17 protein-coding genes and 2 pseudogenes are annotated in these 23,316 nt (G+C 30.9%); 2 read left to right on the top strand and 17 right to left on the bottom strand.

What is annotated here, in order from left to right; genetic code table 11:
- Positions 1 to 197: 197 nt before the first annotated feature.
- From M2098_RS08020 to M2098_RS08040, 5 genes are read right to left on the bottom strand one after another with little or no spacing between them, the layout of a single operon-like run.
- Complete coding sequence (locus M2098_RS08020; RefSeq protein ID WP_280683414.1) at positions 198 to 941, bottom strand: SIS domain-containing protein; 744 nt, start codon at positions 939 to 941, stop codon at positions 198 to 200.
- A gap of 11 nt (positions 942 to 952) precedes the next feature.
- Entirely contained in the window at positions 953 to 2,227 is a 1,275-nt protein-coding gene (locus tag M2098_RS08025; RefSeq protein ID WP_280683412.1) for a PTS ascorbate transporter subunit IIC, read from the bottom strand.
- Positions 2,228 to 2,253: 26 nt separating this feature from the next.
- The gene (locus M2098_RS08030; RefSeq protein ID WP_208318310.1) at positions 2,254 to 2,538 is read right to left on the bottom strand and encodes a PTS sugar transporter subunit IIB; all 285 of its coding nucleotides are present in this window, start codon (positions 2,536 to 2,538) and stop codon (positions 2,254 to 2,256) included.
- A gap of 12 nt (positions 2,539 to 2,550) precedes the next feature.
- Positions 2,551 to 2,994: a PTS sugar transporter subunit IIA gene (locus M2098_RS08035; RefSeq protein WP_280683410.1), complete on the bottom strand. Its 444-nt coding sequence runs from the start codon at positions 2,992 to 2,994 to the stop codon at positions 2,551 to 2,553.
- Positions 2,995 to 3,007: 13 nt separating this feature from the next.
- Complete coding sequence (locus M2098_RS08040) at positions 3,008 to 4,957, bottom strand: PTS sugar transporter subunit IIA (protein WP_280683408.1); 1,950 nt, start codon at positions 4,955 to 4,957, stop codon at positions 3,008 to 3,010.
- 221 nt (positions 4,958 to 5,178) lie between these two features.
- Between M2098_RS08040 and M2098_RS08045 the strand changes: the two genes are divergently transcribed.
- Positions 5,179 to 5,448 carry a prevent-host-death protein gene (locus tag M2098_RS08045; RefSeq protein WP_280683406.1) on the top strand — a complete coding sequence of 90 codons (270 nt, stop codon included), beginning with the start codon at positions 5,179 to 5,181 and terminating at the stop codon, positions 5,446 to 5,448.
- Positions 5,435 to 5,737 carry a type II toxin-antitoxin system RelE/ParE family toxin gene (locus tag M2098_RS08050; RefSeq protein ID WP_280683405.1) on the top strand — a complete coding sequence of 101 codons (303 nt, stop codon included), beginning with the start codon at positions 5,435 to 5,437 and terminating at the stop codon, positions 5,735 to 5,737. Before M2098_RS08045 ends, M2098_RS08050 begins: the two co-directional genes overlap by 14 nt.
- Before the next feature lie 82 nt (positions 5,738 to 5,819).
- Here the strand turns inward: M2098_RS08050 and M2098_RS08055 are convergent, their stop codons facing one another.
- The 12 genes and pseudogenes from M2098_RS08055 to M2098_RS08115 form a co-directional block, all read right to left on the bottom strand.
- Complete coding sequence (locus M2098_RS08055) at positions 5,820 to 6,251, bottom strand: helix-turn-helix transcriptional regulator (protein WP_280683403.1); 432 nt, start codon at positions 6,249 to 6,251, stop codon at positions 5,820 to 5,822.
- Positions 6,230 to 6,895, bottom strand: a complete 666-nt coding sequence (locus M2098_RS08060; protein ID WP_280683401.1) for a DUF975 family protein — start codon at positions 6,893 to 6,895, stop codon at positions 6,230 to 6,232. The genes M2098_RS08055 and M2098_RS08060 overlap by 22 nt, the downstream gene beginning before the upstream one ends.
- A 94-nt stretch (positions 6,896 to 6,989) precedes the next feature.
- Positions 6,990 to 7,610, bottom strand: a complete 621-nt coding sequence (locus tag M2098_RS08065) for a DUF975 family protein (protein ID WP_280683399.1) — start codon at positions 7,608 to 7,610, stop codon at positions 6,990 to 6,992.
- Positions 7,611 to 7,713: 103 nt separating this feature from the next.
- Positions 7,714 to 8,664 (bottom strand): L-lactate dehydrogenase, encoded by a 951-nt coding sequence (locus M2098_RS08070; protein WP_280683397.1) that lies wholly within the window; start codon positions 8,662 to 8,664, stop codon positions 7,714 to 7,716.
- Between the two features lie 184 nt (positions 8,665 to 8,848).
- Positions 8,849 to 9,865 (bottom strand): annotated as a pseudogene (locus M2098_RS11570) (reverse transcriptase domain-containing protein); the annotation flags it as partial.
- A gap of 64 nt (positions 9,866 to 9,929) precedes the next feature.
- A pseudogene (locus M2098_RS08085) lies at positions 9,930 to 10,781 on the bottom strand (IS3 family transposase); the annotation flags it as partial.
- A 26-nt stretch (positions 10,782 to 10,807) separates the two neighbouring features.
- Positions 10,808 to 11,098 carry a transposase gene (locus M2098_RS08090; RefSeq protein ID WP_280685261.1) on the bottom strand — a complete coding sequence of 97 codons (291 nt, stop codon included), beginning with the start codon at positions 11,096 to 11,098 and terminating at the stop codon, positions 10,808 to 10,810.
- Positions 11,099 to 11,278: 180 nt separating this feature from the next.
- Positions 11,279 to 11,983 carry a DsbA family oxidoreductase gene (locus M2098_RS08095; RefSeq protein WP_280684510.1) on the bottom strand — a complete coding sequence of 235 codons (705 nt, stop codon included), beginning with the start codon at positions 11,981 to 11,983 and terminating at the stop codon, positions 11,279 to 11,281.
- Positions 11,984 to 12,132: 149 nt separating this feature from the next.
- Positions 12,133 to 13,317: a hypothetical protein gene (locus tag M2098_RS08100; RefSeq protein WP_280684512.1), complete on the bottom strand. Its 1,185-nt coding sequence runs from the start codon at positions 13,315 to 13,317 to the stop codon at positions 12,133 to 12,135.
- Positions 13,314 to 13,841 carry a hypothetical protein gene (locus tag M2098_RS08105; RefSeq protein ID WP_280684514.1) on the bottom strand — a complete coding sequence of 176 codons (528 nt, stop codon included), beginning with the start codon at positions 13,839 to 13,841 and terminating at the stop codon, positions 13,314 to 13,316. Before M2098_RS08105 ends, M2098_RS08100 begins: the two co-directional genes overlap by 4 nt.
- Before the next feature lie 71 nt (positions 13,842 to 13,912).
- Positions 13,913 to 22,483 (bottom strand): RHS repeat-associated core domain-containing protein, encoded by an 8,571-nt coding sequence (locus M2098_RS08110; RefSeq protein ID WP_280684516.1) that lies wholly within the window; start codon positions 22,481 to 22,483, stop codon positions 13,913 to 13,915.
- Between the two features lies 1 nt (position 22,484).
- Positions 22,485 to 22,952 (bottom strand): hypothetical protein, encoded by a 468-nt coding sequence (locus M2098_RS08115; RefSeq protein ID WP_280684518.1) that lies wholly within the window; start codon positions 22,950 to 22,952, stop codon positions 22,485 to 22,487.
- Between the last annotated feature and the right edge of the window lie 364 nt (positions 22,953 to 23,316).

Raw genomic sequence — 23,316 nt, forward strand, 5'->3', positions numbered from 1 at the left:
GCGCCTATAAAAATTGCACTGTTCAAACAGTACACATTGAAACATATGGCCTCTTTTTATTCAACAAATATTTACATTGTTAACAGAAAATTAACAAAACCCCTGAATAACTATATCCAACGATAAACAAAGCAGTTATGAGTTTATATATGATGAAAAGATGACATATCAAATGACATGTCATCATCAACCGAATATTAGAATTTATAGTGGATTGCATCTTTATACAATTCGTATAATTCTTGATTACTTTGATCTCCACCATCTAAGTTTGCACTATAGAAAATTGGTGGTTTTTTCATACCCGTATCCACTAGCTTTTGTGTAAGACTTGCTACAATTGCATGCATCATACTTGAAGCAATAATTGTGGATGTTGGTGATACTTTTTGCTCGAGTCCCTCAATACTTACACAAGCATCTCCAATATCACCATGATTATCTAAAACGATATCCCCATATTCAAACAAACGTTTTCCATTTGGATGACGTGATGTTGTTGATTTTGAATATGCTACATTCGTAATTACTATAATGTGGACATCCGCTTCTTTTGCTACTTCTGCAACATCTAATGCAACTGGATTTCTTCCTGATACAGAGTGGATAATTAAGACATCCCCTTTTTTAAAGTTTACTTTACTATTAGCAAGAGCTGTCCCGTATCCAACTGTACGCTCCATTTGTGAAGTTAGCGTAATTGGTGATGTATCTAACATCATCTCACGTCCAAAAATCGGATTAAATAGCATCAGTCCACCTGCACGATAAAACAACTCTTCACTTATAATTCCTGCATGACTTGCGCCAAAGGTATAAATACTGTTCTTTCTTTGAATACACTCATATAGTAGATTTACACTGGCTTCCATTCCATCGTGTTCTTTTTCTTCAACAAGTTGTAATAACTTATTGATGTTATCAAAATAGGCAAATTTCATAGACTATCCAATTACACAAATAAGCGTGCAAACAATCCTTCTAGAATACCCCATAGTGAGAAATCTTGTCCTCCATATACAAGCATCCATTGTTGGATCGTATCGTTAAAGAAGTATGCTCCAAACCCAACAAGAAGAACCATGATAATACCACTCACTGCTGCTCCCATAATACATCCACGAACTCCACCTGTGGCATTCCCAATAATTGCCGCACATCCAATTTCAAAGAAACAAGTGAATGTTAGCGGAATAATTACTGTAGGGAACATTCCTGCAGTAAGAATAATCGTAATTGTTGATGTAATCATCGCTACGATAAATCCAATAATTAATGCATTTGGTCCATAAGGGAAGATAACTGGTACATCTAATGCTGGGATTGCACCAGGTACGAATTTTTCTGCAATTCCTTGGAAAGCTGGTACGATTTCTGCAATTAACATACGTACCCCTTGTAACATAATCGTAACCCCTACACCAAAGTAAATTGCGTGTGTGAAAATGTAACTAAATGCTGTTGTTCCTGATTCAGCATATCCCCATACAACTGCAGGATCCATTCCATTACCTTGTAAGATAAAGTACATTACAATATATGTAATCGCTATTACAATAGACCCAGTAATTGATACTTCGCGTAAGAAACTTAATGAACTTGGAATATTTAAATCTTCTGTTGATTTTGTTTTGTTTCCAAATGCTTTTCCTAACAACCCTGAAATTACAGATAATATCGTCGTTGGGTGACCAATTGTAAATGAGTCATCTCCAGTTACTTCTTTTACAAATGGACGCATTAAGTTTGGTGAAACCACCATATATACTGCAGTGAATAAACCTGCAATAATTACTAATTTTGTTCCTGTAAGTCCTGCATTTACTCCAGCAGCAATAAACACAAATGGGAACCAATATAACATATGTCCTGTTAAGAATACTGATTTAAATCTTGTAAATCTTGCAACTAATAGGTTGATCCCAAATCCAACCAACATTACAATTCCGATTTCTGTACCATATAATGCACCAATATCTACATTTGTTGATTCTACTGCTGTGGGCATAATAGAATTAAATGCTGTTGCAATTCCATCAATCGAGTTTCCTGTAATTAATCCTGTCCCTGTTGATAATACAAAGAATCCCATTGCGGTCATTACCGTACCACGAATTACTTCTGAAGCGGATTTCTTTTGCAATAATAACCCAATACATGCAATCAATCCTAGAAATATTGCACCCTGTCCAAATATTTCTTTAATAATAAAATTAAATACTGCCATATTATATACTCTCCTTTTTCTATCTTTTATTTAATCGTTTCAAAATAGGCTAAACTTTTTTCTTCTACTTCTTTTTTGTCCATAAAGTTGTTGAACACAACTAAAGGTACTTTTGTTCTTTCTGCAATACGTTCTGCAAGTTCTTTAGAGATGAAGATTACATCACATTCATTGGAACAACATGTTCCAACATCTCCGCAAAACGCATCAATTTCAATTCCGTGTTTTTTAGCTATTGCTTCTACATTCATTTTTAACATTAGTGAAGACCCACAACCAAAACCACAAACTGTCTGAATTTTATGTTTCATAATGCCTCCTTTCTATTTTCCATCTGTATTTATGATGTCGTATAATTCTTGTTTGCTTGTACAATCACACATCCGTTGAATAATCGTTTCATCCATTAAAATATTCGCAATCTTTTGTAATCGATCAATGTGTGATGTCTTATCGATACAAGCCATACAAATCAGTACTTTTACTGGATCGTTGTCACAGTCAAAACAAACCCCTTCTGGAAATGTCGCAATCGACATTTCAGATTGATGTACCCCAATACCTGGAGCAGCATGTGCTAAGGCAAAGTGTGGCATAATCACAATATACGGTCCAAGCTCTTTTACACTTGTGACCATGTTATCTACATATTCCATATCAATCGCATGACTTTTCACTAATGGATGTCCTGTCAATCGAATCGCTTCTTCCCAAGTATTTGCTTTTTGATTGATTAGTATATGATTCATTCGTATAATTTCATTCATTTTAAGTCCTCCATTAATCATGCATGTCTAAAATCATTTCTTTAGTTATTTCTTTATGTTCCAGTTGTTTAATATTCCATTCTTTCTCTAAAATATATGCAATATTCAACAAATCATTTTCTTGTTTGTTTTCGATTCCTAAGATTACGATATTACGAACTAGTTTTGGATTGTTGTATCCAAACATCACTGGATGTTTTAGTACCAACATCGCTGTACAATTTTGATAAATTCCATCATCTACACCAGCATGGATATATGCTGTTTCTGGTGTCATCACCATATACGTCCCATATTCATTTACCGCATAGATCATAGTTTCTACATACGTTTGTTCTATATATCCTTTGTGTAGTAATGGTTTTGCAGCTAACTGAATCGCTTGTTCCCATGAGGCTACACGATCAACAATTTGAATATGTGAACGTTCAATGTAATCACTAATATAGTGTTTCTCTAACTTCTCTATTGCAGGTGCAACTGAATTAATAAATGACGAACACATCTTTGCATAAGAGAATTGATACAACGTATTCTTTATTCTTTCAATATCGACTTGATTTAACATTGCGTTTACTTGAATCACTGGAATCTCTTGTGCTTCAAAATCACTAGTTGAAATAATTAAATCGATATCTTCTTTTTGTATATAGTCTTGTGCTTGTTTTTCACCAATTGGCCCAATGATACAAATCTCTGGTAGAAACTGTGAAAGTCTTGATTTCAAAATTGAACTCGTTGCTAAACCAAACGAACAAACCAACAATACATTCACTAGATTTTGTTCCTTATTTCCCGTTTCATAAATTGAGGCAATGTACATCGCAATATATGCAATTTCATTTTCATCAAAAGCTAGATCATAATCTTTTTCAATTTTATGTAATTGCTTGCGTGTGAATTCATAGAATAGCGAAATCATCATTTGCGTTTGATCGACTAAATCATTTTTCACTTGAAGATTATTTCGGCAACGATGAATTGCAGTTTTTAAGTGAAGGGTTAATCCATCTATCATTTCCTGAACTGCTTCTTTTTCTAATGGTTGTAAAGCTTGTAAGGAATCCACTAAATACATAGAGATTTGATATGCTTCATCATTTTCATTTGTATCTGTATGAAGTAAATCTGATAACTGACTCATTCTTTCACTGATCATGATTGTACTCATATATAAACGTTCTTGTTTGTTTGAAATATATGGTGTTAAAAAAGATACAAAGAATGGCAAACTCTCATGTGTTGGTGTTTCTGGAAATTGAAAGTCTTCAGCTAATTCTTGCTTATGTTTCATACGCAGGAAGAAAAATAAGATAATATTGGTAAAACGTTCTCTATTTTTGAACACAATATTGTATTCATTTTCCAATTGATTAAAGATATCTTCTACCTTCTTTTGAAGCATTCCAGTTTCATCATGAATCGTTAGTAACTCTTTGATTTCATTTTGATACGTTCCTTGGTTGTTGATTTGCATAAACATCTTACGAATATCAATTTCACTTCCAAATAGTCGTAAGCCAACACCTTGTATTTTTTCAACGGAGATGTTGCATCCACCAAGTTCCTGTATCACTTCGTCAAAATCATTAACAATGGTTTGTTTTGACACAAAACAAAAATCAGCTAGTTCTTGAAAGGTGCTAATTCGTGGTAGACACAAATACACTTTCATTAAATCATTACGTTCTGATTTTGATAAAATTCGCATACATGGTTCATCAATATCTTTTTGAATTTCACGCATAGTATTATCTAAACAGTTTATGAAAACACCTACCCCTGATTTCTTGATAAGTTCAATATTCTTTTCATCTAGAAAATATTCAATTTGCTTCATGTCATTACGAATGGTTCGATTACTTACATTTAGTTTTTTTGCAATTTCATTGAATGTGATGTAATCACTTTGCTTTGCCAAAAGTGTAAGAATCTCTTTTTGCCGTTTTGTTAGAACTATCATCTTTTATCTCCTACCTTCATTATATGAAACCTAAAATTATTGCCAATAAAAAAAGTTTACCTTACTTGTGGCAAACTTTATTCTTTTATTCATTTTTTTACATTATTTTGTTGTATACATCATAATTTCTATAACTCTATATCTAAATCTGTGCTTTTAAGCGATTATTTACCTCTTTACATAATTATGCTATAATTATGTAAAGAGAGGAGCTTAACGATATGCCAATTATTGTACCTATTAAAGATTTGCGAAATACAACTGAAATTTCAAACCTTGCACATAAGGAAAATCAACCAATATTTGTTACCAAAAACGGATATAGCGATTTAGTAATAATGAGTAGTGAACTATATGATAAATTTGCCAGAATAAATCGTATTGACCAAGCTATCTATGAATCTGAACAAGAAATCACAAACGGAGCAGCACCTGTTGATGCGAAGACAGTTTTTGCTGAATTAGACAAAAAGCATTTTGGAAAAATATAAAGTAGTTATTTCACCTAAAGCTATAAAAGAATTGGACGGCATTTATGATTACATTACACATACGATATTAGCTCCTGAAAGTGCAAAAAAATTAACAAACAAAATCAAGCACGACATTTTGAGTCTGTCAACATTTCCGATGTCTCATCAAGATCGCATTGAAGGAAATTATGCAGGAAAGAACTATAAGCAGTTGCTAGTTGATAAGTATATTGTTATTTTCCGTATCAATGAAATAGATAAAACTGTTCTCGTCGTTACCATACAATATCAAGGACGAAACATATAAACACAACAGACAGGTTTAATTCAACTTAATCAAACTTGTCTGTTGTTTTTTCTTATTTAGTGTTTCCCCAACAAAAATGAACTCAATGATTTTCTTTTTGGGGTACTCGATATACACTGATTAACACAAAATTAGCCAACATACAAAACATCGAAATCCATATGTTTAAATCTATTAGGTTGGTTTGCAGTTCTCTTGATCCAAACGAAAACAACAAAGCAAATAACGTAATCATTATAGAGAGTGCTGAAATCGTAATGAATATTCTTGTTGTTTTAAGTAAGCGATGATTGTATTCAATTGCATTCACCATACGTGTATCATCTTTTAAAAACTCATCAATTGTTAGATCCAGACACTTAGCTATCTTATATAATTCATATGCCGTAGGAAATAATACACCAGCTTCCCAGTGCCTTACAATTCCTTCTTTTACATCAATATGTTTTGCAAACTCTTGTTGCGTGTATCGCTTATGTTCACGAGCGATTCTTATTCGATTCCCTGTTTCCATTGTTCCTCCCTTACTTTATTTGTCACATTACCTTCATCAGTAGATAATTCATAATATAATACCGTATTTGTCATTGTCACATAAGGTATTACATAAAACGCTGCTAAACCACAAGTAACTACACATAGTAGTTGCCAAAAGTAAAATGACAAGTTTAGTGCAAAGATATCTAGTTTGATTCCCTTTGTCAGTTCTGCTGAATATCGAAGAGTTTTAATAATCCCTAAGTTTGGTTGATCTACAGCGATTTGTCTAACAAATGTATAGCGATATAGCAGATACACTCCAGGTATTAAAAATGCAATCGTTCCAATGCATACAAGTAATCCTACCACTAGATTTTTCAAGGCATACATACACACCGTCTTTAATTTTGTATCAGAAAATGTATATACTTCTTCTTTTGCATACTTGACGTACATATTCATAATAACCACAGATAGATACAGTAGAAATAGGATAAATCCCATACTCAGTAAAATAGTGATTCCTTGTTGGCGATTTCTACTTGCAATCATACCAAAAGCAAAAACATACATACCTAAAAAAGCGACAATAGAGAAAAACTGTAATGCGATAATATTCGCTAAGTTTCCTTTTAGTCGCTTTTTTGCCTTTTCTTTTAACTCTTTTCTAATAAACATTCGTTCCCTCTCTTTCATTACTTAACCCACACACGATGTATATCATACCATAAATCATACAGAAGGCATATGCTACAAAGGCAGTAAAGAACCACTAACACAGTGGTTCTTTTGACAATTGATCATATAGTACTGCTTTTGTTACTAAGATATATGGAGCTAGTAAAATCATAGCTACACCAAATGTACAAATGATTATTATGTAACGCCAAGCAAATGAAAGATCCAAGATAAATAAATCAAATTCAATTCCTTTTGTCAGTTCGAAAGAATATTTTATCGTATCTACTATTCCTAGTTTTGGTTTATCAACCGCAATTTGTTTTACAAACATTAGGCGATATGCTAGATACACTCCTGGAAATATAAATAACAATAATCCAAGTCCAATGATGCAACAAGCAACTGTGTATTTCATAGTAAACGTAAATGATGTCAATGCATCAATAGACAATAAAAATGCATCTTCATCTTTTGCATACTTTACAGTTTTATTAATTATTTTTGCAACAAAGCATGAAATCATAATAATAAAAATAGCAACAATACTTATGGTTAGTGTTACGTTTATAACTTCTGGTTCTGTTAGAAGACAAATTGCTATAAAAAGTGCAAACAGTAAAATCCAGCAAAAACATAAATCGACAAGCATGAATTTCGTATTACTTCTTTTTTGTACTTTTGCTTTTTCTTTTACTAAGATTCTTGAAAACATAGAGTCCTCCTATTCTACATCACACACCTTTTGATATCATACCATTTTTTGACATATACGTATAAAGAAAAAAGCACATTCCTTATAAAGGAACATGCCAAACTTATGCTTCAATTTTTGAGTTTTCTTCTTTTAGTTTTGCTGTTGAACGCTCTAGGCAAGCACGTTCTGCAATTGTTAATGGAATTTCTAGAATCCGTTCAATTCCTTGACTACCTACAATGCAAGGCAAACTTAAGGCAACATCATGTAATCCATATTCACCATCGGGCACATTGGAAATTGGTAATACACTTTTCTCATTTAATACAATGCATTTAATAATTCTTGCGCATGCAGCTGCAACTCCAACATTTGTATATCCTTTTAATTGTAATATATCAAATCCAACGGAACGCATTTCATTATAGATTTCTTCTTTTACGAGTTTTGTTTGGAAGGTTGTATTTAAATCTTCAAATGGGATACCTGCAATATTCACATCACTCCAAGTAACAAATGCACTTTCTCCGTGTTCTCCTAGTACATATCCATGTACATTCTTGCTATCTACACCACAGGTTTCACCTATAATCTTACGTAGACGTGCTGTATCTAATAACGTACCTGTCCCAATCATTTTATGACGTGGATAATCAAATGCATGTTGCCCATAGTAAACTAATGCATCAAGTGGATTACTGATCACAATGATAATTGCTTCTTTTGTATATTTTGTGATGTTCGTCATTACATCATGCATTACTGCAATATTCTTATTTAACAATAAACTACGATCCATCGTATTTCCTTTAGTAATACTTGGACCAGCTGACATCACAATAATATGTGCATCTTTACATTCACTATAATCTCCTGTATGAATGTTCACATTACTGCTATATGCAAACGCTGTTGTATGTGATGCATCAAGTACTTCTCCTTGTGCTTTTTCTTTATTCATATCAATAAGTACGATTTCATTTACAACTGCTTCTCTTAATACTGCAGAAAGGGTTTGACTACCAACCATACCTGCTCCGATAATTACGACTTTTCCTTCTTGAATTGCCATCCTATCATCCTCCTAGTTCTAGGTTTAGTATATCAATATGTGTGTCTAAATTCTATTGGAATACAACTTTTTCAAAAAAAAGTAGGCGACTGAATTACTTCAATCGCCCCTTATCAAACCGTACGTACGCTACTAACGTATACGGCTTTCCAACATGTTTCGACAGTTTATGTTGTAATGACAGTTATTTTGCTAGTGCATATCTAAAGAATCGGTCGCTACTTTTAGTTCGCTTCTGATTCTTTCTTTTTGTTTTCATACAGTATTCTTCAATTGTTATTCCGTTATTGTTGTGTAAGTTGAACATATAATGTCCACTTACTAGTCCCATCTCTTTGAGAAAGAATAAATTGTCATATTTGACAGTAAGTAATTTTCCATCTCTTCGACATCCATTTTTCTTTCCTCTACATGAGAATGCTACTCTAAGTCGTTGTCTAACATACCCATCTAATGTTTTATATTCATTGTGAGATACGATACATTTGCATTTCAACCCTCGACTTTCAAGTACTTCCTCAACTGCTTGCTTCGCTTTCATCGCTTTAAGATAGTAGTTGAATTTTCCTCTTATTACTGGATTGAGTATCTCTTTCCATTTCTCAAATGAAAACGTCCAACTCTTCTTCGATTTAGATTTTATATCACTCTTGAATTTCTTAATTCCACTCTCACTGATTTTGATTATGTAATACTCGTCACCTTTCTTACTTATTCTAAGATGTTCAAACTTAAACCCTAGGAATTCAAAATCATCATTGTGGAAATCAACATCTTTTGTTTTGTCTTCGGCAATCTCTAGCCCAAGTTCATCAAGCACTCTTTTGACTAACGCTTTCGCTTTTTCTAGTTCTTCAGGTGTTTTGCACATAATTAATGCATCATCCGCATACCTAACGAACTCGTGATTCGCTTTGTCTAATTCCCAGTCAAGTTCATTTAAATAAATGTTTGCTAGTAGAGGTGAAATTACTCCTCCTTGTTGTGTGCCTTTAGTTTGATTGAAACGTACTCCATCTTCCATGTATCCAGCTTTTAACCATTTCCATATCATATCTAGCACAGTTCCATCACTCACATACTTATTCAACACTTTCATAAGTTTCTTATGTGGGATGTTATCAAAGTATCCTTTGATGTCAAAATCATAAATATAGACATATCCATATTCTATTCTTGATAGAATCTTTTTCAATGCTAGTTCGACATCTCTATTTGGTCTATGGTACTATGTCAAGAAAATGGACAAGTTAAATGTAGTTAGTCTAATTAGAATGTGTGTAAAACTTTTTAATGTATTCGTTTGGTGAAAGGTAATCTAAGCTTGAGTGTATCCTTACAGTGTTGTAGAATGTTTCGATATATTCAAACACAAGTGTATATGCATGATTGTAATTTCTGATTTTAATACGGTCCAACCATTCGCGTTTTATCAATGAGTGAAAAGCCTCAATGCATGCGTTATCCCATGGGTTTCCTTTCCTTGAATAACTGCGTGTCATATTTCCACATATTTCTTGATATAGTTTGCATACAAATTGTATCCCTCTATCACTGTGAATCACCCTTGGTTTGCTTGTTTGATTTTCTTCAATCGCTTGTCTTAAACATTGTAGAACAATTTCCGACTCCATTGATTCACTTAATGTCCATGCAATGATTTTTCTTGAGTATAAGTCCATAATGCTTGTTAGATATACAAATCCTTCACTAGTTGGAATATAAGTAATATCAGTGCACCAAACAGCATTTGGTTCGGTTGGGTTGAAGTCTCTTTCCAGTACGTTTTGTAGCTTTGTTGAAAAATCACAATTTGTTGTTGTACGAACCCACGGCTTTATATAATGAGGCTTTAGTCCCATCTTTTTCATTAATTTAAATACTGTTTTCTGAGATACAGAATATCCTTTTTCGCTTAAACATACAGTTATTTTAGGTGATCCATATATATGATGTGAGGCTTCATAGATATCTAATATTTCTTCTTTTAATTTTTCACACCGTTTATGGCTTTCACTTGGTTTTCTATTTAACCAAGCATAATATCCTGATTTTGACACACCGAGTATTCTTAGCACACTGTTAACAGAGATCGATGCGTCTTCTTCTTTAGATTTTTTCGTTGCAACATATTTTCTCTCAGTTAATCGACCAGTATGCTCATTGCTTTTTTTAAGATTTCTAAAGCATCTTTTGTGTCCTTCAACTCTTTTCGTAGTCTTGCATTTTCTTTCGCTTCATCACTTGCATAATTACCACTACCACGAACATTAATATCACCACCATTTTTGAACTCTTGAATCCATTTACCTAATGTACTATATCCAATATTCAAGTTATTGGCACATTGCTTGATGGATATTTCTGGATGATTAAGATGATATTGAACTGCATCTAGCTTAAATTGTTTAGTGTATTGTTTGCCTTTTGACATTGATAACACCTCCTCTAGTTATCTGTACGTCCATCTACTTACATTATACCAAATGTCGGAAAATCTCTGTTTCAGTGGTCCTATTTTTATACTAGCATCAACTTTTGCCAATTCCCATTGCAGTTTGAGGACTATATATATGACTGCCCGTCACACGAAAAAGTGATGCCTTTACATCACCTATTCAAACAAACAACAATCGCCTTCACAGACTTCTGGTTTCTTTTCTTTTTTAATTGGTGCATCATCCATTTCAAGTAATGCACGACGTAATGTATCCTCAAAACGATATTCTGGTTGTGCACCATAAATTGGATAGCGATTGTTGATCACAAAAAATGGAACACCCGATATATTTTGTTCGCGTGCACTATCTAAATCTTGAATGACTGAATATGCATAATCACCAGAATTTAGTACAGCTTTTACTGCATCTTTATCCAAACCTATTTCTACAGCAAGTGTAGTTAATACATTATAGTCTGCAATATCTAAACCTTGTTCAAGACTTGCTTTTAATAAACGATCTTGTAATTCTGTAGCTTTGTTTTGTGTTGTTGCAAATTTTACTAAACGATGTGCATCAAAACTATTTGCGACAATCAGCTTATCATAATGCATCGTCAATCCTTTTTCTTGTAGTCTTTCACCTAATTCTTTTTGTGATTCAAGTAATTGCTGCAATGAAATTCCTTTCATCTTCGCAAAGTGTTCTAAATCAATTGGGTGTGATTGATCAATATTTGGATCTAACTGAAAACTATGGTAACGAATATCAACATCATCTTGTAGATGTAACGCATTAATTGCTGCTTTTAAATTCTCTTTTCCCAGATAACAAAATGGACATGCATAGTCACTGTACATATCAATAGTTACTTTCATAAACGCCCTCCTTTAGCTGTAAATTTATAAACCTATAAACTCTTTGTTTATAACTTTTACTGCTTTGGTTGGTGTTATCTTAGTATTGGATAGACATTATGTCAATTGATGTAACCAGGATGTTGTAAATATCACTTTATCTATCCATTTTATACTTCAATGGCTAGTTTTTCATGAATCCTTTGTTTACGATCTTGCGCATTACGTACCACCACCAATGTATTACCATGTTCAATAATCCAATCAAGTAAGTTCATGCACTCCTCATATTTACCTAAATGAAATAAGCACTCACTTTCTAAACTTTTCTGATTAATTAATGAAATCTTTGGTAAAGTCTCTTCATATTCATGTAATTCATGAATGTTTTCTAGTGCTTCTGTGTATTTTTCTTTAATAACTTCATGTTGTATCATGAATATCTTTTTACTATATATCCACGCTCTATCATTCTTACTGCGTTTAATGTAACTATCATAAAGTGAAATTAGCTCTTTGTATAAATTATCATTCACGTCATTATCAAGTGCGTTTCTATAATAAATCATTATTTTATATTCATACGTTTTTCTGTTTACCCTATATGCATTCAACATTCTATCGAATTCTATTACATAGCCACCCCATCGAAGACCACGCATATAACCAAACATAACATCAATCGATTTGCAATTTCTTTCAATTGCACGATAAATAACACAATATGCTTTTGCATCACATTCCTCTGTTAAAATATCATCAAATAACTCAGCATTTTTGTTTCTGTTTTTTGCTTGAACAATAATTACATACATACAAAATGACAAAACCACCAATATTACTGAAGCTATGACAATTACTACTTTATTTTCAATAATATTTGAAAGTCCAAATATAACCGAAGTATCAATTATCACAATCAAAATTTTATATATGTATAATCTTCTCTTACTTAATAAAAATGCCTTGATTTTATCAATTCTGTCTTGATCAATTCGCTTTTGTTCATCTCTATTTAAAACTGAATTCATGTTTAATTTAGAAATGAAATTTATAAATAACAATATTTCGACGAATAACATAGGTACAGATACTACAAACAATCCAAATATCACAAACATCATACAGACTGCTAGAATAATTGAAAAAACTCTCCCTTTAATTCTATCAACATATTCCAATATGAAAATAGCCATTACGAAACTGCTAACGAATAAGGCAAGAATACAAAACGTTTCAAATTGACTTACATTTATACTGTCTTTATAGAATGTGTGAAACACATAAACCGCAATAAATGCTCCACACATCGCAACAATTTGCGCAAATAGTATTCTACCTATGTTATCTTTCATCCTTCTTCACCTTGCACTAAATCCAATAAGTTTTTATTCAATAATTCTTCACTATCTAGTTCTATCACAAACGTCGTTACAGTTTTTGTCTCTCCATTCAAATCAAACTTTGTTGTTTTAAGGTCAATTTTCTTTCCATTATACTCAATACTATTCACTGGCAAGAGTGTCATGCAAATATAATAATTATGACCACGACCATAGCTCTCATCCAAGTTTTCGAAAACGTGATAGTCTTCATTTCTAATCAATCCAGCAGAATACACATCAAAATCATCTTCTCTAGTTAGTTCATCATGCCATCCATATACTAAACCATCTCTATTTTCAAAATTCACTTTTGCTAGCGTGTATATGCCTACCCCCTTAATATCACTAATCTCAACAAAATTATCAAAATTACAAAATCTATCTTCACACAAATTAGATATTTGATCTTCTATTTGTTCTAGTGTTGTTAGTGATTTCGTGCAACCTATCACAACCATACTTATTATTAATACTATTGTCATTCTTTTATTCATTTTCTCATCCTTCTTCTATTATCCTCATGTAATACTTAACACGTAATTCGAGAATGTCGTTACTATATTTATTAAACTGCTGATCCGAGTTGAGGGATCGACTCTGTTAATGTTTGTAGTATAGTTAATGCACTACTTGCCGCTACTGCAAATGCTGGTGCTGAAGCAGGTAATGTGACTACTACAGCTAAAGTAAGTAATGCAAGTGCTAACGGATTCGAGCTAACTGACAACGTATCTTCGATAGACACATACTCGTTTATTTCAGTTTCTACTGAAAATCCTAGATAGTTATCTGCAAATGGATTAAGTGTTTGAATTACTGCCTCAACAGCATATGTTGTTTTACATACAGTTGCTGAGAGATTGAAATGCTTGTCTCCCCAATCACCACTATAATAACTCATTCCCATACTTGTTAGCTCACTAAGGGCTGTAACAATATTTAGATCATGTCTTAAGTTAAACTCTGTTGATGTTGTAATTCCTACACCTGCAAGTTTTTTTGCATTATCTTGACTAAGTTCAATTTTTGTTTTCACAAATTTCTCTATAGTTATACTAATAATGCCTAAATTAAAATTCAAATCCAATATTTTATGAGTAACTACAAACGCTGCTGACACGACATTTTTAATACTGGATACAATCTCTGGACATTTTACCTCTATAATTCTTCTTTTTAAAGTTTTCTTATCTACCTTGTCAAATCCTGATTGACTTTTGTTTAAACCAATATTATTTGTGTTTTTACCACTATTTTTATTACTTGTTTTATTTCCTTTAACAATATTAGCGTTTTTCCATGCATTTATTGCTATTGAAACTGATGGCGATGGTAATAATGCTTTTACTATTTTTGTAAATTCCTTTAAAGATTTTTGTAGCCATGATGATTTTAATAGTTTTTCTACTGCACCTGTACCTTCTCCTATTTTAATTGATCGATTACCATCTTTATCTACATATTTATATGGATTGTTTAACGTATATGCGTAACGGTTTTGGGTATTCACCGTTTCCTTTTCTCCGCTGTAATTATTGTCAATTTGAATAAATTGTGCAACTTCTGGATCATAATATCTTGCTCTTAAATAAATAAGGCCAGTATCATCCATCATTTCACTATTATATCCATGTCCTACAATTTGACTATTTGTCTTACCAAAATCATTATATGTAATTTTAGTAATTTTATCATTTCCTACCTTTGCAACAATGCTATCATTCAATCCTTTTACTTGAATTTCATTGTCACTTTCCAATAATGAAATACCAAATACATTGGTTTTTCCATTTATACTTAATACTTGAGCATAATCCGAGTTTCTTTCTAGCATATAATTAGTCACTTCTGGTTCTTTATAATATGTTACATCATAACTTGAACTATCAATATAACTACATATTCCACCATTCTTTTCTTTGCTTTCTATTTGTTTTCGTAACTCATCAAATCCATTTGCTAATTGCTCAGTACTTGTTACTTCAAATTCAACATTATAATCATACCAAACATCAAAATGATAATCTTTTAAATCTGTTTTAATTTGAGCTATTCTATTTTGTTGTGCATCATAAAAATAATCATATTGATATTGTCCTTTTGTTAATTGTACTAGTTTATTATTATCGTCAAACACATATTTATCAACAGATTTATCTTCATTAATCTTTTCGCTAACATTTCCATTTTTATCATAGTTATACTTAACTGTTCCTTTTGGTGTTACAATACTCTCTACCTGATTTTTATCATTATAATTATATTGGTAGTTCTCTCCATTTGATGAAGCAATCGTTTTATTTCCATATAAATCATACGCATATGTTGTTGTAATATATTCATTATCAATATACTTTTTACTTTTCAAAAGTTCATCATATTTATTATATTCATACGTATTTTTCTTTCCGTTAATTGTTTCTTCTATCAAGTTACCGTTCGAGTCATAAACATATGAAGTATCTTGAATTGTCTTTCCATCCTTTATGGACGTTTTTCTTATTACACTACCATCATTGTCATATTCTGTTTTTGTTTCAACATTTCCTTGAACTAACGCTGTGTTTTCACCTCTACTATTATATGCGTATGTGGCAATAATAATATCATTCTTTTTCACCTCAAATAATTGCCTATTTTCATTATAAGTATATGTTATATTTATTCCTTCGTATATCTCACTTGTTAGTAGTTTGTCTTCATTGTATACATATGTAACTTTTTTACCTTCTGTATCTACTACTGATGTAATTTGGTCAAAATCGTTGTATGTATATGTAATTTTTCCCTCTTTATTTGAAGCTGTTTTAAGATTCCCGCGCTTATCATATGTAAATATTGAATCATTTTCTTTAATTTTATTATTAAGTTTATCATATTCAAATTTAATCTCTACTCCATTAGGATTAATATAACTTGTTTTATTTCCAAAAAAATCATATTCGTACTTACTTGTATATCCGTACTCGTTATTCTCGACAATCAAGTTATGTTGTTCATCGTATTCATATGTTGCATACTTTGAATTTACTAGTTTAATAATCATATCATTTCCTGAATTATATGTATAACTTACATATCTACCATTGGCATTTTGTGCCTTAGTTAAATTATTAAGTGCATCATACTCAAAAGTATTAGTTATTCCATTTGCATTTGTTTCTGATATTATATTATTCTTTGCATCATATGTTCTCAAAATTTTATTACCTAAAGCGTCCATTTCCTCAATAACATTTCCAGATTCATCATATGTTATTTTTTGAAAAACGATCATTTCGCTTCCATCTCCTGAAGGCACTTTCATCTCAATTGGGCGATTTAATACATCGTACGTAAATTCTTTAGTTAAACCTGATTCTACAACTTTTATTTCATTTCCATTTGCATCGTATGTCTTTTCAATTGATTTCTTATTGTTTATCGAAGTTGCAATTAACTGCCCTTTACTATCATATGTATATAGTTCAACATATTTTTTGTTTTCTATTTTTGATATTAAATTGTTATAAACATCATATTTGTTTTCAATAATATATCCTTTTTCATTTTGATATACGACATTTCCATTCAAGTCATATGTAAATTCACTTACATTTCCATTTGCATCTTCTTTTTCTATTATTTGATTATATTTATTATATTTGTTTTTTTCTTGAATAACTCCATTTACTTCCTTTTGAATAAGACGACCATATGAATCATAAATATTTGTTGTTATTTTTTCACCATCTTTTTCCTGAGTTGCATTTCCTATCGCATCATATGTGATACTTATAATTTTCCCATTTGGTTCTATTACTTCAACAATCCTATTATATGCATCATATGAGTATTCTGTGATTCCTCCGTTTGCATTTTCTTCACTAACGAGTTGACCTACCTCATTATACGTTGCCTTAATCGAGTTTCCTTTTTGATCAATAGTTTCAACTAGTTTATGGTTTTCATCATATAAATATGTAATTACGAATCCTCTTTCATCTATCTCTTTTTCCAATTGTCCAAATTTATTATATTGGTTTTGCTTACTACCACCTAAAGGATTTACTTCTTTTATCAAATTACCGAATGCATCATACTCTTTACAAATTTTATTCCCTCGTGCATCTATTTCTGTGATTACTAAATTGTTTTTATTGTACTCCTTTTTACTTTGATTACCAAGCGCATCTATCTCTTCAATTAGATTTCCATTTGCATCATATACTTTGCTTTCAAAAGAGTTGTTATTTATATGAATAATTTTCGTATTTTTTCCGAGTGCATTATATTCAAATTGAGTTTCTTTTTCTCCAATTTTCTCACTAATTAATTCATCTGAAACATTATATTTAGACGTTGTAGTTTGACCATTAACATCAATTTTTCTGATCACATTTCCTTTAACATCATACTCCATTTTTTCACATGTACCATCATAATTATACTTTTCTATAACATTTCCTCTAACACCATAAACTTGTGTTTGTTTTCTGCCATATGCATCTTGTGTTTCAATATTCCTTTGGTGAGTATCATATGTATATATCGTTTTTAAACCTTCACTATCACTTTCCTCTACAATGTTTCCATATTCATCATATTTTTTTACAGTTTCTAAACCTGTAACATGGTTTATGGTATTTGTTACACGACCAAAAGAATCATATTTACTAGACATATGATTTTCTTGATTCTCTACTTCGATTTCTCTTCCGTAAGCATCAAATAATTTCTTCTCGATTGTACTACCATCAATTTTTGATTCTATTTGATTACCATAAGTATCATAAACATATACAGTATGAACATTATACGGATCAATTTCTTCAACAATTTGTCCTTTATTATTATATATATATGAATAAGTAAATCCCATTGCATCTGTTTCATTTATTAAAAACCCATTTGTATCATATTGCTTCGTAGTTATATTGCCATTCTTATCTGTCTCACTTATTACATCTGCATTTGCATTATATTTTGTTATTTTCTTATTTCCCAACGGATCAGTTTCTTCTATGATATTATCATTAAAGTCATACATAAAAGTAGTTGTGTTTTGCAACGGATCAACCGTTTTAATTTTACGGTTGTATACATCATACTCATAAGAAGTTACTGCTCCATCAACGTTCTCACTAATAATATTATTATATTCATCATAAGTGATTTTAGTAATTGTAATCATTCCATCTAGATATATAGTTTTTCTTTCTATTATCCGTCCGAACGAATCATATTTATTTTCTATAGTCTTTCCATATTCATCTACAGTTGATAACAATTTATCACCATCATAAATTTTAGTTTCCTTAAATCCATTATGATTTGTTTTTTCAACTTCTCTATTTAACTCATCGTACTTATATAAAGTAGTAATTCCTTCTTTTGATATTGATTTAACAAGATTTTCATATTTATATTCTTGAATTTCTTCATTACCAAAAGGATCAATTGTTTTTATTAATTGTCCCTGTTCATCATATAAAAATGTAGTTTTATTTCCATAAATGTCTGTTTCAGTTTCTTTTTTATTGTAAGTGTTGTATGTTGAACGAATTGTGTTTCCTTTAATATCAGTTTCGCTAATACAGTTATTAAATACATCATACTCGTATGAGTTCGTCATTAAACCCTTTGTCGAACTTATTAAATTGTTGTTCTTATCATACACATTCGTAGTAACTCCACCTAATCTATCTTGATATTCAACGATGTTTCCATTTCCATCATACGTCCATTTCTCATCGCTGCCATCCGGATAGTTCTTTTGAATCATTTCTCCATTTAGATTATACACATATGTTGTTACTTTACCCTGATTATCACTTTCTTTAAGTGTATTTCCATTCGCATCATATTCAAAATTCTCTATTAATCCGTTACTATGTTTAACTGTAGTTATTTGGTTTTCTGTATATTCATATGATTTACTTGCTCCATAGATATTTGTTTCCTTAATTAGTCTATGTTCGTTATCGTATTCAAAATACATCGCATTTCCATTTGCATCTATATTGGATATTTCATCAAGTCCATTATATATTCTATTTTCTACGCTACCATCCCGATGTCTCGAATAAACTATTTGATTATTCGTATTATATCTATACTCCTCAAACGTTTTATCAGGATAATCAACTTTAAGTAAATTTTCTTTATCATATATATATGTCGTTTCATTTCCTTCTCTATCTATTTCTTTAGATATATTTCCATAATTATCATATACATACTTATAGGTGCTTGTGTCATCATTCTTCATTTCAGTAATTCTATATGAATTGTCAAATATAAATTCTTGTCTTGTGCCATCAGCGTTTATTACAACAGAAGAATTTGCATTGTATGACAGCGTAGTAATATTTCCATTTGCATCACTTTGTTTTATAACTCTCCCGTCAGAATCATATGTATTTAAAGCTGTCTTATAACCATTTTTATCTACTGCATACGTAAGATAATTATCTTCATTGTAGTTGTATTTTATACTATTTCCATTTACATCTTTAAATTCAACCAAATTTCTATTTTTATCATAGAAATATGCAGTTGTTGCTCCATTTGGTAAAACTACTTCTTTAACTAAATTTTTATCATTGTAGTTAAATTTTATTTCTTTTGCACCTATATCTACTTTAACTATATATCCATAATCATCATAATTTACTTTTATTTCTTTTCCTAAATCAGTAGTTATTATATCTAAGCTTCCATACTTGTTAAACGTATATATATAGTTAGTATCTAAGTCTTTTATTACAATGTGATTATTATCTTTTCTTATTTCAAAATGATCTTGCTTTCTCGCTTCATAATTCTCCCCATTCTTTTTAAACTCATAGATTTTGCCATCGCCATAAAAATAATGCATATTTCCGTCTTTATCATAACTTACATAACTTTCAAATATTGACGTAAACCCATTACCAAACATGTTTGATATTTGCGGTCCTGTAGAATTATAATACCTATTAAATTTTATATCTTCAAAATCGATTAGCGTAAAATCTGTCGTCACATTGAAATAATTACCTGTTGTTGCATTAACTGGATCAATAATATCACAAGTTCCAACACATCTTGGTCCTCTATTTACATATTTTGCCTTGTATTCAGCTATTCTCTCTGGTGGAGTATAAGTTTCTTTGCTTACTTTTGGATTATTCTTCTTCATTCGAACCAAGAGAATGTCATTCTCTTTAATTATATCAACTGTAATGTTATTATCCTTTTTAATATCTTCAATTTTTACTCCATAGTACGTGGATATCGTTTGTAATGTATCTCCTAGTTTTACCTTATATTTCACAAAGGCATCAGTTCTATATTCAAGAGTACTTTCTTCGGTTCCTTTTTTTACTGTCACTTTGTACTCATAAGGAACATCAAATTCTGGAATTTTATTCTCTAGAATATAATTTGTTGTAAAATTTCCATCCTTCTTCTCTTGAATTTGTGTTCCTGATATGTAATTAGTTATAAATATTGGATCAACAAAATACTTATTTGATGTTGTACTCTCTTGAAGCAATACCTCATTTTTATCTTTTTTGACTAAACTGAAAATCACTTTACTATCTGGCTTTGCTATTCCATCAAAACTAAATCCATAAAATTTATCATTCTGTATTGAATATATCCGCATATATTCATGAAATGTATTTATATTTAAATCTGGTCTTACGTCAAATGCATCCTTATATTTAATTGTTACTTTAGGAAGACCAATTCCACTTTCTGAATAGAATACATTTGCCAGTGTATTTGAATTCGAATTCGTGGCTTTTAGTTCAAGTGTATTATTTTTCCCTACATAAATATCTTCTATATAACTTTTTATATCAAACTCTTGCCATCCTGGATCAACTCGTACATTCGTGATATTCATATTTACTATTGAAGATGGTTTATTTCCCCAATTAACTGTTGCTGGATCTACGTATCCTGCTGTTTTACCTACTGCAATTTGATTCCATTGATCTTCAATTTGAATTTTCTTGTACAAACTTAGCTTTGCATCAAGAATAACCTTATCATTACCTAACCCTAGATTTCCAACATGTAAATATGATCTTGTTTCTCCTAAATATTCAAAAGTATTCAATGATCCATCATCAAACCCCACAAATAAATCATGATAGCGACTCGTAACTGTAGGCTGTGCAGAACGAATATAAGATGAGTCCATATCGACAACTACTGGATCATACGCAGCCTTTGCTTGAACCTGTACTGGGAACACTCTCTCACTATTCTCTAACCATGATGAATCTAGTTCAAGTTGAATATCTAAATAGTCTTTATTCTTCACATACGAAAAAATTACGTTTGCCTGTTTTCCATTCCCATCATTCATTGTGGGTTTAACGTACTTGAATATACTTTTCCCGTTTTGATCTACAAAATCTAAATAATCCACATATTCTTTAAACTCTAGATTAGAGTGTTCTAATTTAAAGTTAATTTTACTAACGTCTGTTTTTCCATTTATTATAAAATTCGTACTAACCTTATCACCACCTAATCTATATTCCATATCTATGTTTTTATATGCTTCAGAATATAAAATTACGTTTTCTTCGGTTGCGTATGTGTCTAGGTTTGCATCTGCATTAATGAATTTTAAGATATAGTTATCTTCCCCATTGATCTGCATAGTATTTCCAAAAACTCTAAAATCATACAATCCATTTTTATTTTCATATACTGGATTACTTCTCATTAAACTTACATTTTCAAGTGTATTATCAATTTCAACAAATCCATTTTCTTCCTTTTTATGAACTGGCTCAAAATATATCTCTTTTAAAAATGTTCCATCATTTTGAATAAATGTCTTTGAATTTTCTGTACGCTCAGTTTCAACTTCATTACCATCTACACTATTCATATTATCGTTATAAATAATTGGTTTCTTTGTTATTGTATTTCTTGAACTAGCATCTTCTATTCCCTTATTTAGAATTTTGGGTTGGATTTCTCTATTAAAATACTCTCCGTATTGATCTGAAAGTTTCACTTTTCCCATTTCATTTGCTACAACATTAATTGTCATAGACAATGCTTGAAAAATCATTAATCCTGCTAAGAAGCTTGCTTTTAACTTATTTTTATGTGTTTTTAATTTTTTAATTATCACTTTTTTCATTTTATTTATCCCCATTTTTGCAATTATCATCATAATACTTCTTATATTCATTTACTTTTTTTTCTAATTTATCAACGGTCTGAATATCTTGCTTATTTTCTAATTCCTCTAATACACTTATTATGTCTTGTTGAAGAGCATATATTTTTTTATCTTTACTACTTTCCTTATCTTTTAAAATACTATTTTGATCACGAAGCCTATCAACATAATCACTTAAGTCTTGAAACCACTTATCGCTACATAAATCAGTACGTGCAAGTAGAACATCAAGTGTGTTTAAATTTCCATTCGTAACTGTACAAACATCCTTAATTGCCTCTTCTTTTTTCTTCTTCTTGTCTGTGGCATCTTTCTCACATTTACAAAGCATTAATAAAAGTATGATTACCAATAAGATAAAGATGATGTGCTTAACTCTAACTTTTTTGTTCTTCACTTTAAATATTACTTTATTCAAAATATCCATATACTCTCCTTCATTTAAATCAATATATTCTTCTTTTATTGAGAAATTGCACAAAAAAACACATAAAAATATGTGCTTACTAAAAAACATTCGTATTACTTAGCTATTAAAACATGATAAAAACTTAATACTACGATAATTTCCTGTATTTTTTATAACCCCCTATATTTTATATTTCCCAATATATAAACTTATTAACTATATCTTATTAAACGTTAAATCGTATGTCAATGTTTTTTGGTGTATACCATACTGGATATGCACTCTTTTGATGTACCCCCTGTCAAGTAGACAGGCGAAATAAATAAAGAATTCTATATAGCTTGGTTACACATTAGTAATCAGGCTTTTACTTTGTTTTGAT

The sequence above is a fragment of the Breznakia sp. PFB1-19 genome, from assembly GCF_029893935.1.
Classification (GTDB): domain Bacteria; phylum Bacillota_I; class Bacilli_A; order Erysipelotrichales; family Erysipelotrichaceae; genus Breznakia; species Breznakia blatticola.